The 14,850-nt window shown below is 74.8% G+C and carries 11 protein-coding genes, 1 tRNA gene and 1 riboswitch; of the genes, 5 read left to right on the forward strand and 7 right to left on the reverse strand.

What is annotated here, in order from left to right; translation table 11 throughout:
* Nucleotides 1–24: 24 nt before the first annotated feature.
* Nucleotides 25–2,211 carry an asparagine synthase-related protein gene (locus tag ACIP5O_RS00045; RefSeq protein WP_401288063.1) on the reverse strand — a complete coding sequence of 729 codons (2,187 nt, stop codon included), beginning with the start codon at nucleotides 2,209–2,211 and terminating at the stop codon, nucleotides 25–27.
* A 569-nt stretch (nucleotides 2,212–2,780) separates the two neighbouring features.
* On the opposite strand from ACIP5O_RS00045, the gene ACIP5O_RS00050 reads away from it, so the two are divergent.
* From ACIP5O_RS00050 to ACIP5O_RS00065, 4 genes are all read left to right on the forward strand, one after another.
* Nucleotides 2,781–4,223 (forward strand): MFS transporter, encoded by a 1,443-nt coding sequence (locus tag ACIP5O_RS00050; RefSeq protein WP_356549094.1) that lies wholly within the window; start codon nucleotides 2,781–2,783, stop codon nucleotides 4,221–4,223.
* A 209-nt stretch (nucleotides 4,224–4,432) separates the two neighbouring features.
* Entirely contained in the window at nucleotides 4,433–5,617 is a 1,185-nt protein-coding gene (lhgO, locus tag ACIP5O_RS00055) for an L-2-hydroxyglutarate oxidase (RefSeq protein ID WP_383323161.1), read from the forward strand.
* Between the two features lie 214 nt (nucleotides 5,618–5,831).
* Nucleotides 5,832–6,551, forward strand: coding sequence for a tRNA (guanosine(46)-N7)-methyltransferase TrmB (trmB, locus tag ACIP5O_RS00060; protein ID WP_356549116.1), 720 nt, complete (start codon nucleotides 5,832–5,834; stop codon nucleotides 6,549–6,551).
* Nucleotides 6,552–6,617: 66 nt separating this feature from the next.
* A complete protein-coding gene (locus ACIP5O_RS00065; RefSeq protein WP_401286583.1) occupies nucleotides 6,618–7,946 on the forward strand; it encodes a PrsW family intramembrane metalloprotease in 1,329 nt (442 codons plus the stop codon).
* 39 nt (nucleotides 7,947–7,985) lie between these two features.
* Here the strand turns inward: ACIP5O_RS00065 and ACIP5O_RS00070 are convergent, their stop codons facing one another.
* The 6 genes from ACIP5O_RS00070 to ACIP5O_RS00095 all read right to left on the reverse strand — a co-directional run bounded on the left by ACIP5O_RS00070 (nucleotide 7,986) and on the right by ACIP5O_RS00095 (nucleotide 13,592).
* Nucleotides 7,986–8,939 (reverse strand): aldo/keto reductase, encoded by a 954-nt coding sequence (locus ACIP5O_RS00070; protein WP_401286586.1) that lies wholly within the window; start codon nucleotides 8,937–8,939, stop codon nucleotides 7,986–7,988.
* A 73-nt stretch (nucleotides 8,940–9,012) separates the two neighbouring features.
* Nucleotides 9,013–10,128: a M23 family metallopeptidase gene (locus ACIP5O_RS00075; RefSeq protein WP_401286589.1), complete on the reverse strand. Its 1,116-nt coding sequence runs from the start codon at nucleotides 10,126–10,128 to the stop codon at nucleotides 9,013–9,015.
* A gap of 11 nt (nucleotides 10,129–10,139) precedes the next feature.
* A riboswitch (cyclic di-AMP (ydaO/yuaA leader) is annotated at nucleotides 10,140–10,290 on the reverse strand.
* Nucleotides 10,291–10,634: 344 nt separating this feature from the next.
* Nucleotides 10,635–11,840 (reverse strand): PP2C family protein-serine/threonine phosphatase, encoded by a 1,206-nt coding sequence (locus ACIP5O_RS00080; RefSeq protein WP_401286592.1) that lies wholly within the window; start codon nucleotides 11,838–11,840, stop codon nucleotides 10,635–10,637.
* A 202-nt stretch (nucleotides 11,841–12,042) separates the two neighbouring features.
* The gene (locus tag ACIP5O_RS00085; RefSeq protein ID WP_401286594.1) at nucleotides 12,043–12,783 is read right to left on the reverse strand and encodes a MerR family transcriptional regulator; all 741 of its coding nucleotides are present in this window, start codon (nucleotides 12,781–12,783) and stop codon (nucleotides 12,043–12,045) included.
* A gap of 167 nt (nucleotides 12,784–12,950) precedes the next feature.
* Nucleotides 12,951–13,024: transfer RNA gene (locus ACIP5O_RS00090), tRNA-Met, on the reverse strand.
* Between the two features lie 76 nt (nucleotides 13,025–13,100).
* On the reverse strand, nucleotides 13,101–13,592 hold the full coding sequence (locus tag ACIP5O_RS00095) for a rhodanese-like domain-containing protein (RefSeq protein WP_401286597.1): 492 nt from the start codon (nucleotides 13,590–13,592) through the stop codon (nucleotides 13,101–13,103).
* Nucleotides 13,593–13,847: 255 nt separating this feature from the next.
* Between ACIP5O_RS00095 and ACIP5O_RS00100 the strand changes: the two genes are divergently transcribed.
* A complete protein-coding gene (locus tag ACIP5O_RS00100) occupies nucleotides 13,848–14,822 on the forward strand; it encodes a sigma-70 family RNA polymerase sigma factor (RefSeq protein WP_401288065.1) in 975 nt (324 codons plus the stop codon).
* Nucleotides 14,823–14,850 lie beyond the last annotated feature (28 nt).

The raw sequence follows: 14,850 nt of genomic DNA on the forward strand, positions 1-14,850 counted from the left end.
GGCATCCTCGCGCCCCGCGAGCACTCACGCCGGAAGTGACCGCGACGCCGGGACCAGGGGTCCCTGGACCGCGCGGTGGGCGCGCGGCTCCGTGGTGCTGGTCCAGCAGGAGCCGCGGCGGGCGAGGAGGCGGCGGAGCCAGAGTTCGGTGGAGACGAGGTCGGCGAGGCCGTCGAGGGGGACGGGGGCGCCGTCGGCGGCGGCGCGCAGGGCCTCGCGGACGGTGCGGGCCTCGATCAGGCCCGCGTCCGCGAGGAGCGGGGCGTCGAAGAGTGCCAGGAGTTGGGGGAGGGCGGCGCGCAGGCCCGCGCGGGCGGCGGCGGCCGGGACGGCCGGGTGGGGGGCGCCCCAGCCCGGCGGCAGGTCGTGGACGCCGGCGCCGGTCAGGACCGTGCGCAGGATGCCGGCGCGGGCGTCCGGCTGGACCCGGAGGGATTCGGGGAGGGCGCGGCAGGCCCGTACGACCTGGTTGTCGAGGAAGGGGGCGTGCAGCCGCTGGCCGCGGATCTCGGCGGCCTGCTCCAGGACGCGGTGGTCGGCGGCGGCGCGGGCGAGGGCCGCACGCGCGCGTGCCTCGCCGGGGCGCTGGACGGAGGACGGGAGGGTCGCCGCCCGGTTCAGGCGAACCGATACTTCGGCCAGCGCCTCCCCCGTCAGCCAGCGCGCCGCCGGGCCCGGGCGCGACCAGGCGAGGGCGGAGAGGGAGGCCTCCAGGGGGCCGAAGCCGTCGGGGGCGGTGCGGTTGGCCTCCAGGACCCGCCGGGCCGCCGTCTCCAGGCCCGTGCGGTACGGGGTGCGGGCCAGCTTGCGGGCCGCCCGGTAGACGGTCAGCGGCACCAGGAGAGCGCCCGCCGAAGGACCCGAGGCCTTGGCGAGCGCGGTGACGGGACGCACCAGGGAGCGGCGTCTGCGGTCCATCAGGAGGTCGGCGAGGCGCGCCGGGTGCGCGTCCAGGACCTGCTTGGCGCCCATGCCGGTGAAGTGGTCGGCGCTGCCGCCCGCGAGCCGCCGCCGGTGCCGTTCGGCCGTGACGAGCGCGGGTCCCGGCTCGTCGGTGAGCGGCCCGTCCAGGGCGGCGTACGGCAGGGCCTCCTCGCCGGCGGCGACGACCACGTGGTGCAGGCGCGGGTCGGCGGCCAGCTCCCGGGCCCGCTTCAGCTCGTCCGCGCGACCGGAACCCGCGCGCGTGGCCAGGTCGTTGAAGGTGACGGCGAGCAGCCGCTCCCCCGCGCCCGCGCCGTGGCCGATGATCGTGCCGGGCACCCCCGGGAGCCCGGCCGCCAGGAGGGCGAGCGTGCCGGAGGCGCTGCCGCCGGACAGGTCGGCGCCGATGCCGGGGGCCGGGCCCGCGCCCCGGGCGGCGCGCCGGTCGGCGGGCCCCATGCCGGGGACCGGGCCGGGGTCCGGCAGCGGGGCCTCGGGCGCGTGCCGGGGGGCGGTGAGCCGGGCGCGCACGGCCTCGACCAGGGCGTCCCTGACGCCTTCGACGGCCTGCCGGGGGTCGGACTCGGGGGTCGCGACCGCGAGCGAGGCGACCTGTTCGTACCCGGTGATCTCGCGCGAGCCCTCCCGCAGGATCAGCGCGTGGCCGGGCGGCACCCTGCGGACGCCCTCGTAGGGGGTGGAGTCGCGCAGCGCCTCCGGGGTCTCGGGGCAGGCGAGCAGGGCGCCCAGGTGGCCGATGTCGAGCTGGGCCTCGACGAGGTCGGCGAGCGGCAGCGCGGCGGTGGCGTACGCGGTGCCGCCCTGCCACGGGGTGTGGAAGACCGGCCGGGCTCCCGCGAGGTCACCCGTGACGGTGATGCGGCGACCGGCCTTGACGACGGCGGTGTAGCTTCCCGGCCAGGCCGTGAGGTGTCGCAGGGCGCCCCCGCGCGCGGTGAGCAGCCCCCTGCGCAGTTCGTCGTCGCCGGCGGCGCAGCAGCCGAGGACGGCGATGTGGGTGCGGTCGTCGACGGCCACGACCCGGACCTCGTCGGGGCGCCAGTCGCCGACCGCCCAGAGCGGGTCGGGGCCGTCCCACAGGAGCTGTGCGCCCACCGGTTGCACCGTGCGCCCCTCGGCCGCCGTCGCCCGGTCCGTACCGTAGGGGGCGTACGCGTCGTGGGCCGCCGGGCCCGTGCCGTACGGGCCGTTCGCCGCTCCCGCCCGTGCTCCCCCGGTCGTTGCGAAGCTCGCGGCGACACTGCTCCAGCCCACCAGCCATCGCATCGGCGCCTCCACGTCCGTTTCGGTGGGAGACATGCTGCCACGACAACGGCGCACGGGGCGGTGTGCGGGTGCACGCGCGCGAAAGCCGAATGCGCCCCTGGCATGGGCCAGTTGGACACCGGCGACATTCGGCCGAATATCGACCGCGCGCGAAGGTTTAGAAGGCGCGCGGGAACGAACAGGAGCGGCCCGTTCTGTACGGACCGCCGGCCGACCGGGAGGCGTTTCCGCCTCCCGGCGCCGTCCGCCGCCCGCGGGGAATGGGGCGGCGGTGTCCCCCAGCCCACTGGTCCGGGACTCCGACCCCGGCCGAATGGGCCGACCCACGCGCTACCGATGGAAGCGCTCCCCCGTCGGCCGGACGAGAGCGCACGGCCGGGCGCACGGCCACACGGCCGGAGCACGCGCCGCCCCGACGACCCCCCGCACCGATTGGTCACACAACAATCTCGCCATACGGAACAGTGCCCCTTAACGGTAGGGATGCGGCGAACTACGCTGTGCTTACGAATGCCGCACGCCTATGCCCGGCGTCGTGGCGGCCGTCTGTGCTGTCGAGGGGTGGCGTCATGTCCAGGGAGCAACGCGGGCCGAACGAAAAGCTCGGCACGGTTCTCGCCCTCGCGGGAATCAGCAACGCCGGGCTCGCCCGGCGCGTCAACGACCTCGGTGCGCAGCGGGGACTGACGCTCCGCTACGACAAGACCTCGGTCGCCCGGTGGGTGTCCAAGGGCATGGTGCCGCAGGGCGCCGCCCCGCACCTGATCGCCGCCGCGATCGGGCAGAAGCTCGGCCGGCCCGTGCCGCTGCACGAGATCGGGCTCGCCGACGCCGACCCGGCGCCCGAGGTGGGTCTCGCCTTCCCGCGCGACGTGGGCGAGGCGGTCCGCTCGGCCACCGACCTGTACCGGCTCGACCTCGCCGGGCGGCGGGCCGGCGGGGGCGGCATCTGGCAGTCGCTCGCCGGGTCGTTCGCGGTGAGCGCGTACGCCACGCCCGCGTCCCGCTGGCTGATAACCCCGGCCGACCCGTCGGTGGAGCGGGAGGTCCCGCGCCCGGCGGCCGGCTCCCCGGCGGCGCCCGCGCCGGAGCACGCGCGCGTGGGCCACAGCGACGTCACCAAACTCCGCGAGGCCGCCGAGGACGCGCGCCGCTGGGACTCCAAGTACGGCGGCGGGGACTGGCGTTCGTCCATGGTCCCCGAGTGCTTACGCGTGGACGCGGCCCCGCTGCTGCTCGGCTCGTACTCGGACGAGGTCGGCCGGGCCCTGTTCGGCGCGACCGCCGAACTCACCCGGCTCGCCGGCTGGATGGCCTTCGACACCGGGCAGCAGGAGGCCGCCCAGCGCTACTACATCCAGGCCCTGCGGCTCGCCCGGGCCGCCGCCGACGTGCCCCTCGGCGGCTACGTGCTCGCGTCCATGTCCCTCCAGGCCACCTACCGGGGCTTCGCCGACGAGGGCGTGGACCTCGCCCAGGCGGCCCTGGAGCGCAACCGGGGGCTCGCCACCGCCCGCACCATGTCCTTCTTCCGGCTCGTCGAGGCACGCGCGCACGCGAAGGCCGGGGACGGGGCGGCCGCCGCGGCCGCGCTCAAGTCCGCCGAGGGGTGGCTGGAGCGGTCGCGGGCGGGCGACTCCGACCCGACCTGGCTGGGCTTCTACTCGTACGACCGGTTCTGCGCCGACGCCGCCGAGTGCTACCGGGACCTGCGGATGCCGCGCGAGGTGCGCCGCTTCACCGAGCAGGCGCTGTCCCGGCCGACGGAGGAGTTCGTCCGCTCGCACGGCCTGCGGCTCGTCGTGTCCGCCGTCGCCGAACTGGAGTCCGGCAACCTGGACGCGGCCTGCGCGGCCGGCACGCGCGCGGTGGAGGTGGCGGGGCGGATCTCGTCGGCGCGGACGACCGAGTACGTACGGGACCTGCTGCACCGGCTCGAACCGTACGGGGACGAGCCGCGCGTCATCGAGCTGCGGGAGCGGGCCCGGCCGCTGCTCGTCGCCCCGGCGTGAGACCCGCGAGGGCCCGGACGGGGGTCCACCCCCGGTCGGGCGCCCGCCCCCGGTCGGCCACCCGCCCCCGGCCGGGCGCCCGTCTCCGGCCGGACACCCACCCCCGGTTGAACACCCGCCTCCGGGTGAACCGCGTCTCATGAGGCCGCGCGAGGTTTCACGGCGTTGTCAGTGGGCCAGTGCAGTATCGGGGGTGGGAGGTGGGGCCGGTGTTCGACTGTGACGTGCTGGTGATCGGCGGTGGGATCGTCGGTCTGTCGACGGCGTACGCGCTGACGCGTGCCGCCCCCGGCACCCGGGTCACGGTCCTGGAGAAGGAGCACGCCCTCGCGCGCCACCAGACCGGGCGCAACAGCGGGGTGATCCACAGCGGGATCTACTACCGGCCCGGGTCCCTTAAGGCGCGGTTCGCGGTCGAGGGCGCGGCCGAGATGGTCAAGTTCTGCGCGGAGTGGGGCATTCCGTACGAGGTGACGGGGAAGCTCGTCGTCGCCACCGCGCGCGAGGAGCTGCCCCGGCTGCACGCGCTCGTGCAGCGCGGCCGGGAGAACGGCATCCCGGTGCGGGAGCTGGGCCCGGCGCAGATCAGCGAGTACGAGCCGCGGGTGCGGGGGCTCGCCGCGATCCACGTCGGCACGACCGGGATCTGCGACTACGGGGCGGTGGCGGAGCGGCTCGCCGAGGCGTCCGGGGCGCGGATCCTGTACGGCGCGGAGGCCGCCGTGATCGACCGGCGGCCCTGGGGGGTCGCCGTGCGGACGGCGGACGGGCGGGTGGTCCGGGCGCGGGTCCTGGTGAACTGCGCGGGGCTGTACTGCGACCGGGTCGCCCGGCTCGCGGGCGACGACCCGGGGATGCGGATCGTCCCCTTCCGGGGGGAGTACTACGAGCTGGCGGATCCTTCGCTGGTGCGGGGCCTGGTCTATCCGGTGCCGGACCCGGCGTTCCCGTTCCTCGGGGTGCACCTGACGCGGGGCGTCGACGGCGGGGTCCACATCGGGCCGAACGCGGTCCCGGCGCTCGCCCGCGAGGGGTACGGCTGGTCCGTCGTCCGCCCGCGCGAGCTGGGCGCCACCCTGGCCTGGCCCGGCGCGTGGGCCATCGCCCGGGAGCACTGGCGGTACGGGGCGGGCGAGCTGCACCGCTCGCTCTCGAAGCGGGCCTTCACGGAGGCGGTGCGGCGGCTCCTGCCGGTGGTGGAGGAGTCCGACCTGCGGCGGGCCGCGCCGGGCGTGCGGGCGCAGGCGGTGCTGCGGGACGGGACGCTCGTCGACGACTTCCTGATCCGGGAGGCGGCGCGCACGGTCCACGTCCTGAACGCGCCCTCGCCGGCGGCGACGGCCTCGCTGCCGATCGGGCGGGAGGTGGCGGGGCGGGCGCTGGCGCTCCTGTAGGGGTCGATCGCGCGCTTCCGGGCCGGGCACTGCCGGACGTACCGGCACGGCCATCCGGCCACCGGCCCCGGCCCCCCGGTGGGCCCGCGCGTGCCCGCGCGGGAGCGTCGTCCCCACCCGTAGAATCGGCCGCATTGTGTCTGAGCAGCCTGAGAACAGCCCGCGTCCCGTCGCCGACCCCGCCTCCCAGCCCGTCGCGCGGCGGGGCAGTCGGATGTTCGCCCCCGGAGAGGGGCCCCTGCCCGATCCCGCCGGGTCGCACCACGAGCGGCGGATCCGGAGCTTCCAGCCGCGGCGCAGCCGGGTGACCGCCGGGCAGGCCGAGGCGATGCTGAAGCGGTGGCCCGACTGGGGCCTCGACATCGACGGCAAGCGGGTCCTGGACCTGGAGGAGATGTTCGGCGGGCTCCCGGTCGTCCTGGAGATCGGCTTCGGGATGGGCGAGGCGACCGCGCAGATGGCGGCCGCCGACCCCGGCACCGGCATCCTCGCCGTGGACGTGCACACCCCCGGCCAGGGCAACCTGCTCGGCCTCGCCGACCGCAACGGCCTCACCAACGTCCGGGTGGCCAACGGCGACGCGATCATCCTGCTCCGCGAGATGCTCACCGGTGACTCCCTCGACGGCTGCCGGGTGTACTTCCCGGACCCGTGGCCCAAGGCCCGCCACCACAAGCGGCGGCTGATCCAGCCCGAGTTCCTCGGCCTCCTCGCGACCCGGCTCAAGCCCGGTGCCGTCCTGCACTGCGCCACCGACTGGGAGGAGTACGCCGAGCAGATGCTGGAGGTGCTCACCGCGCACCCGGACTTCGAGAACACGCAGGCCGACGGCGGCTACGCGCCCCGCCCCGGCTTCCGTCCCCTCACCCGCTTCGAGGGCCAGGGGCTCGACAAGGGGCACGTCGTCCACGACCTCCTCTTCAGGAGGACGTGACAAGGCATGGGACGCGGTTCGTAAGTGCGTCGCCCTCTGTCCGTCCCGGTCGTTAGGGTCGCTCACGTGTCGAACCCCGCCCCCGTCGAAGCCGCCCCCGTACCCGTACCCCACCGGGACACGGAGGAGCCGGCCTTCCCCGCCGCCGCCGACCGCTCCCAGTGGCGCTACCGGCCGCGCCGGGCCTTCTGGCGCAGTCGGCTGGTCCGGGCGATATGCCTGGTCACCGTGCTCGCGATCTGCGCGCTGGTCATCCTGGCGCTGGTCCGCGAGCAGACGGGCACGCAGGGCTTCCTCGTCGGCCTGGCCCTCGCCGTGCTCCCCGTACCGCTGCTGATGGCGGCCTTCCGCTGGCTCGACCGGGTCGAGCCCGGACCGTGGAAGAACCTGCTCTTCGCCTTCGCGTGGGGCGCCTTCGCCGCCGCGCTCGTCGCGATCCTGGCGAACTCCTTCGCGGTCCGCTGGATCGCCACGGCCACCGCCGACCCGGACTCCGCCGACCACCTCGGCGCCACCGTCATCGCGCCGGTGGTGGAGGAGAGCGCCAAGGCCGCCGCGATCCTGCTGCTCTTCCTCTTCCGCCGCCGGAACTTCGGCGGCCTCGTCGACGGGGTGGTGATCGCCGGTTTCACCGCGACCGGCTTCGCCTTCACCGAGAACATCCTCTACCTCGGCAACGCCTTCGGCGAGGACCAGGAGGTGGGCGCCACCGGCATCGGCATGATGACCGCCGGGACCTTCTTCGTCCGGGTCGTGATGTCGCCCTTCGCGCACCCGCTGTTCACCGCGCTCACCGGCATCGGCTTCGGCCTCGCCGCGCTCGCCCCGCGCGGGAAGCGGCTGCGGAAGGTGCTGCTGCCGCTCGCCGGACTGCTGCTCGCCATGGGCATGCACGCCGCCTGGAACGGCTCGGCCACCTTCGGCGGCCCCTGGGCCTTCTACGCGGTGTACGGGGCGCTCATGATGCCGGCCTTCGGCCTGCTGACCTGGCTGGCGGTGTGGAGTCGGCAGCGGGAGCTGCGCACGCTCTCCGGGGAGCTCCCGGCGTACGCGGCGGCCGGCTGGCTCTCCCCCGACGAGCCGCTCGCGCTCTCCTCGATGCGGGCCCGGCAGCTCGCCCGCTCCTACGCCGCCCGGACGTACGGCAAGCGGGGCGCGCGGGCCGTCGGCGAGTACGAGTCCTTCGCGACGACCCTCGCGTTCCTGCGGGACCGGGCCCGGCGCGGCACCGCCGGGCCCGACTTCACGGCCCGCGAGCAGGAGCTGCTTCACCACCTGTGGCAGCGCCGGGCGGTCGCCTCGCCCGCGCTGACGTACGCGGCCCGGGCGACGGGCCGGGCGTGGACGCCGCCGCAGTACCTGGACTACGGCGGCTACAACCCCTACCGCGGTTAGGGTCTGTCCGGCGTCAGCCCCGGGCTGCCGAAACCCCGGTCAGCCCCGGGCCGCCGACGCCTCGGTCAGGAGGGTCAGCTCCTCGTCCGTGAGCTCCAGGTCGGCGGACGCGACCAGGGCCGGGAGCTGTTCGACCGTACGGGCCGAGGCGATCGGCGCGACGACCGTCGGCCGGGAGGCGAGCCAGGCGAGGGCGACGGTGGCGGGTTCGGCGCCGTGCGCCCCGGCGACCGCGTCGAGCGCGGAGAGCACGGCCCGGCCCCGCTCGGTGTCGAGGTGCTTGCCGGCCCCGGCGGCGCGGGCGCTGTCGACGCTGGTGCCGGGGCGGTACTTGCCGGTGAGGAAGCCGGAGGCGAGGCCGTAGTACGGGACGGCGGCGAGCCCCGCCTCCTCGGCGGTCTCCAGGAGCGGGCCCTCGTAGGTCTCGCGGGAGACCAGGTTGTAGTGCGGCTGGAGGGCGACGTAGCGGGCGAGGCCCTCGGCCTCGGCGAAGTCGAGGGAGGCGCGGAGCCGCTCGGGGGAGATGTTGGAGGCGGCGACGGCCCGTACCTTGCCGTCCCTCACCAGCTGGTCGAGGGCGGTGACGATCTCCTCGACGGGGACGGACTCGTCGTCGAAGTGCGTGTAGTACAGGTCGATGCGGTCGGTGCCGAGGCGGCGCAGGGACTCCTCGGCGGCGGCCTTGATCGTGGGGGCGGAGAGCCCCTTGAACCGGGGGTGGGCGCCGGCCTTGGTGGCGACGACGACGTCGTCGCGGTTGCCGCGGGAGGCGAGCCAGCGACCGATGACGGTCTCGGACTCGCCGCCCTCGTTGCCCTCGGCCCAGGCCGAGTAGACGTCGGCGGAGTCGACGAAGTTGCCGCCCGCGGCGGCGTAGGCGTCGAGGACGGCGAAGGACTGCGCCTCGTCGGCGGTCCAGCCGAAGACGTTGCCGCCGAGGGCGAGCGGGAAGACGTGGAGGTCGGACGTGCCCAGCGTACGGAGAGAGGTCATGGAGTGATCAACGGTCTCCGCCACCGGACCTATTCCGTGCGTGCCGTGCGTGGTTCGCGCGGCTTCGGCGGGGTCAGACCGTCAGGCCCTTGGAGCGCAGCCAGGCCGCCGGGTCGACGCCGTCGCCGCCGCCGGGGTGGACCTCCATGTGGAGGTGGGCGCCGGAGACGTTCCCGGTGGCGCCGACGCGGCCGATCGTCTCGCCGGTGCCCACGGTCTGGCCCGCGGAGACCGTCATGGAGGAGAGGTGGCAGTACCAGACCTCGGTGCCGTCCTCCAGCTCCAGGACGATCCGGTAGCCGTAGGAGCCGGACCAGCCCGCCGACTTCACCGTGGCGCCGTGGACCGCCTTGAGCGGGGTGCCGGTGGGGGCCGCGAAGTCGAGGCCGGTGTGGTGGCCGGAGGACCACATCGAGCCGGACTGCATGTAGGTGGCGGTGAGGGTGTACGAGGAGAGGGGCATCGAGTAGCTGGCCGCGAGCTCGGCGAGGCGCTCGGCCTCGGCCTTCGCCCGGGCTTCCGCCTCCGCCTTGGCCTTGGCCTCCGCCTCGGCCTTCTCCGCGGCCTTCGCCTTGGCCTCGGCTTCGGCCTTCTCCGCGGCGTCGGCCTTGGCCTTCGCCTCGGCGGCGGCCTTCTCGGCGGCGTCGGCGGAGGCCTGCTGCTGCTCGGCCTGCTGGAGGATGCGGGCGCGCAGGGCCTCACCGGCGTCGGCGGCGCTCGGGGCGTCCGCGGTCGTCAGGCTCGCCCGCGTGACCTGCCCGGTCCGCGCGGCCCGGTCGTCGGCCTCGGTGGTGTACGTGGCGGAGGTCAGCGGGTTCGGGTTGGCGCGGTCCGCGGGGACCGTCTCCCGCTCCTCCTGGCCGGGCAGGAGCGCGCCGACGCCGGGGAGGTCGTGGGCGTCGGGCAGGTTCAGGTCCGGGAGGTCCGGGAGGGATATGGCCACCGGGGGCTTGTCCTGCGCGGTGGCGAGGCCGCCCGCGCCGACGGCCGCGATGACGCCGACGCCGAGAACGGTGGAGGAACGGGCGAAGTTGGAGCGCTGCTTGACGACCCGGTGGCGGCCGCCGGAGCGGTTCTGGGAGCGGAGGGAATCCTCGGTGGGGTTCCACTCGGTGTCCGGGGCGGAGGGGGCCGCACCGCCGCCGAAGGCATCGAAGGGGGCTTCGGGGGCAGGGGTGTTGGACGCCACGGAGGCGCGCTCCTTTCCTTCCTTCTCGCCTACCGGGTTAGCTGACGGGTTCGGAGCAGGAAGGTCTCCTACGGGCCCGGTCGCACGGGTGGGTGCGAAGGGCTCGATTCACCCCAAATGGTGGTTCCCCGGTTCCCTTGCGGGATTCGGCGCGTGCGCACGGTGCCGTCTCTTGCGACGGCTGGGACGACCGCGCTGCGTTATCGAACGTTAATAGACAGGGGGTCCCGATTCCAAGCCGTTCCCCTTGATCATTCAGTGAATTGGTAGGGAATGGTCCGACTTGACCCCCCTTCAGCAAAGCGGGCTCCGGGAGCGGCAAACCCCCTGCGACCTGACGTTACGTCAATTGTTATCGCAGGGAGATATTCCGACTACCCGTGGTGACGGGGGCCGCCGGGAGGCCGGTGGCGGGGCCGCGCGGGGCCCGGGGGGGCGGTCGGTGGCGGGGGCCGCGCGGAGCCGGGGAGCGGTCGGTGGCGGGGCCGCGCGGGGCCGGGGGGCGGTCAGTGGCGGGGCCTCCCGGGCGGCACCACCGGCATCGTCCGGCGCCTCTCCGGCTGCCCCGCCGCCGGGCGGCTCAGCGCGAGCAGCGCCATGTCGTCCGTCGCCCCGCCGCCCGTGTGGAGCCGTACGTCGTCCACGAGTGCGTCGAGCACCTCCTCGGGTCCGGGGAAGATCCGCCCCGCCAGCCGCTCCGCCGGGTCGTAGAAGACGCCCTGCGCGTTCCGCGCCTCCGAGAGGCCGTCGGTGTAGAAGAGCAGCGTCGTGCCCGGCGGGTACGGCCGGGCCTCGGCACGGTCCGGCCACGACGCGAGGTCCCCCATGCCGAGGGGCAGCGCCGGCCGGCTCGGATCGACCGGTTCGACCCGCCCGTCCCCGTGCAGCACCAGCGGGGGCGGATGCCCCCGGTTGACGACCCGTACGAAGCCGTCGAAGGTGCCGCTGCCGTCGGAGCGCGGGATCTCGGCCAGGACGGCGGTGGTGAACCCCTCGACGGCGTCGAGGCTGTCCCGGCGGGTGCCCTCCCGGTCCAGCGCCCGTTCGAGCCGCTCCGCCACGCCCTCCAGGGTCCGCTCCTGCTCGGCCGCCTCCCGGAAGGCCCCGATGACGACGGCGACGGCCTCGACCGCTTCGAGGCCCTTGCCCCGCACGTCCCCGACCACGAGCCGCACCCCGTGCGGGGTGTCCTGCACGGCGAAGAGGTCGCCGCCGATGAACGCGTCCGCCTGCGCCGCCTCGTAACGGGCCGCGCACCGCAGCCCGCCGATCCGCTCGGCGGGCGTCGGCAGCACCGCCTTCTGCGCGGTCTCCGCGATGACCCGCGCCGAGGCGAGCCGCTCGCCGCTGCGGCGCACCACCCGGTTGATGAGGAGGGCGAGCCCGGAGACGGTGAGCACGGTCAGGGTCTCGGCGACGGCCGGGGCGCGGGTGACGTCGTCGCTGAAGAGGTAGAGGCCGACCGAGGCGAGGACGGCGGCGATCCCGGTGAGGAGGGTCGTGAGCAGGGAGAAGAAGGGCGCGGCGACCAGCGGGGCGGCGGCGAGCATCGGGGAGGCGGTGTACGGGGCGGGGGTCGTCACGTCGAAGAGGATGCCGCCCACGATGATCATCGGCGGCAGCGCGCGGATGAACCGCCGGGCGCCCCGGTACGCGGGACGGCCCTCACCGCCCCGCCTCCCTCGGCCCGCCGCTCCTAGGGGGTGCCCCACCTGTTCTCTCCTGCCCGGTCCGCCCGCCCGCGGCCCCGTACCGCGCCCTTCCAGAGTGGCCGCCGCCCCGGCGGACGGCGACTCCGCACGGCCGACCGGCGTACGGGGGCGGCGCCCGGGGCCGGGCGGGACCTGGGCGCCTGGGCGGGGCCCGGGGCCTGGGCGGAACCCGGGGCCGGGGGGCGGGAGCCGGGGCCGGGAGCTACATGTTCCGCTCGGCGTAGACCGCCAGCGCGTCCCGGACGAGGACCGCGGTGCCCTCGCCGTACCTGTCGTAGTTCTTGGTGAAGCGGGGGTCGTCGACGTACATCCGGCCGAGGCCGATCACGTACTCCTTGGTCGGCGTCGTGGTGGTCGACAGCCAGGCGACCTGGCGCCGCGCGAGGGCCTGCACCTCGTCGCTGTCGGCGGCCAGGCCGTCCCGCGCCGCCCTCCCGAAGTCGCGGGCGATGCCGGCCTGCTCCTCGATGAACGCCCGCTTCTGCTCCTCGTCCAGCGAGCGCCACCACCGGTCGCCCTGCTCGTACGCCTCGCGGCCCCAGCGGTGGGTGACCTCCTCCTCGTATCTCGTGTGGTCGAAACCGTCGAACATCTCGTCTGCCATGATTTCCTCTCCGTCCTCGGTCTTCTGGAGAGTGGTCCGCACCGACATGATCTGACGTCCGATGCGCTCGCGCTCCTGCTCCAGGAGGGCGAGATGGGTGCGCAGGGCGGCGGTGGTGTCCCGCTGGCCCGCGAGGACCTCGGCGATGGCGGGCAGCGAGAGCCCCAGCTCGCGCAGCAGCAGGATCCGCTGCAGCCGCACGAGCGCCGCCTGGTCGTAGTACCGGTAACCGTTCGCGCCGATCCGGCTCGGCTCCAGCAGTCCGCGCTCCCCGTAGTGCCGGAGGGTGCGGCTGGTGGTGCCGGCCTTCTTGGCGATCTCCTGGATCGACCACTCCATGACGAGAACGCTAGATCTTGACGTTGCGTCAAGGTCAACCGGAAACGTCCGAAGGGACGTCGAAGGCCCGGGGAACGAGGAAGGCTCGGGGGAACGACGAAGGTCCGGGGGAACGACGAAGGCCCGGATCCGAGTGCATCGGATCCGGGCCTTCGTTCGCTACTGAGTAGCGGGGACAGGATTTGAACCTGCGACCTCTGGGTTATGAGCCCAGCGAGCTACCGAGCTGCTCCACCCCGCGTCGGTAAACACGACTGTACGCCATGACCGGGGCGATCCTGAAATCGGTTTTCCCCGCCCCCGCTCCGGCCCCTGTCTCAGCAACCGCAGTCGTCGGCGTCGACCGGGGCCGTCAGGGGGTCGGCGGCCTTCTCCACGGGCCCTTCCCACGTCTCGTACGCGAAGCCCTCCCGCACCCAGTACTCGAAGCCGCCGAGCATCTCCTTGACCGGGAAGCCCCGCTCCGCGAGGGCGAGCGCGGCGCGGGTGGCGCCGTTGCAGCCGGGTCCCCAGCAGTACGTGACGACCGGCACGGACCGGTCGAGCAGCGCCTCGGCCTGCTCGGGAATGAGCGCGGTCGGCAGGTGGACGGCGCCGGGGACGTGCCCCTGGTCCCAGGAGGCGGTGGACCGCGTGTCGACCAGGACGAAGCCGGGGTCGGTGCCCTCGGCCGCGGCGGTGGCGAGGGCCGAGGCCACGTCGGAGACGTCGGCGTGGAAGGCGAGGCTCGCGGAGAAGTACGCGACAGCGGCGGTGGGCGAGGCCGGCGGGGTGCGAAGTACGGGATTGACCTGCGGTGTCGTCGTCATGCTGATCAAATTAGGCCTGAAGAGCACCGCGCTGAAGGGGAGAACCACGGTGGTCGAGGGCTTCGGCCGGGGATTCCCGTGCGTTCGGGGCGGGGCACCGGGGATCTCACGCAATGGGCCCCTGACCTGCCCCGTCCTGTCACATCGGCGCGGTCCAATCCGTCATGCAGGCATGACGGCACGCACGGGGGAGGCCGGGCAGTGGGCGTGAACGGGGACGTAGACGTGGACGTGGACGTGGAGGAGGGCGCGGGTATGGACGGGGGCGCGGGTGTGGACGGGGGCGCGGGTGTGGACGCGGACGTGGACGCGTGGGACGACGAAGAGCTCCTGGCCCGGCGCTTCGACGCCGACCGGGGTCATCTGCGGGCGGTGGCCTACCGGATGCTGGGCTCGCTGAGCGAGGCCGAGGACGCCGTCCAGGAGACCTGGCTCAAGCTCAGCCGCGCCGACGTCTCCGGCGTGCGGAACCTCAGCGGCTGGCTGACCACCGTCACCGGCCGCGTCTGCCTGGACATGCTGCGCTCGCGCGGCTCGCGCCGCGAGTCCCCGCTGGAGTACTACGTGCCCGACCCGGTGGTCCGGGTCGGGGACACCGCCGACTCCGCCGGCGCCGGCGATCCGGAGCGCGCGGCCGAACTCGGCGATTCCGTCGGCCTCGCGCTCCTCGTCGTCCTGGAGGCCCTGTCGCCGGCCGAACGGCTCGCGTTCGTACTGCACGACATGTTCGCCGTCTCCTTCGACGAGATCGCGGAGGTGGTGGACCGCAGCCCGGCCGCGACCCGCCAGCTCGCCAGCCGCGCCCGCCGCCGGGTGCGGGACGCCTCCCCGGGCCCCGCCCCGGACCAGCGGCGCCGCCGGGAGATCGCGGACGCCTTCCTCGCCGCGGCGAACGGCGGCGACTTCGACGGCCTGCTCGCGGTCCTCGACCCGGACGTGGTGCTGCGCGCGGACGGCGGCCGCCTCATGGCCGGCGCCTCCAAGCTGGTGCGGGGCGCCGAGACCGTCGTCGCGCAGGCCCTCGCGTACTCCAGGTTCCGCAAGGCGGTGCTGCGGGTCGTGGCCAACGGCGAGCCCGCGGTCCTGTCGGTCGTCGACGGACGCCCGACCGCGCTCATGGTGTTCACGGTCGCCGGAGACCGGATCGTCCAGCTCCACATCCTTGCGGACCCGGAGCGGATCGCGACGCTCGACCTCACGGAGGAGGAACTGTCGCGGGCGGAGTACTGACCCTCCCCCCGACGCCCTGCTCCCTCCC

It is taken from the genome of Streptomyces sp. NPDC088915 (assembly GCF_044749825.1).
In the GTDB taxonomy this organism is placed as follows: domain Bacteria; phylum Actinomycetota; class Actinomycetes; order Streptomycetales; family Streptomycetaceae; genus Streptomyces.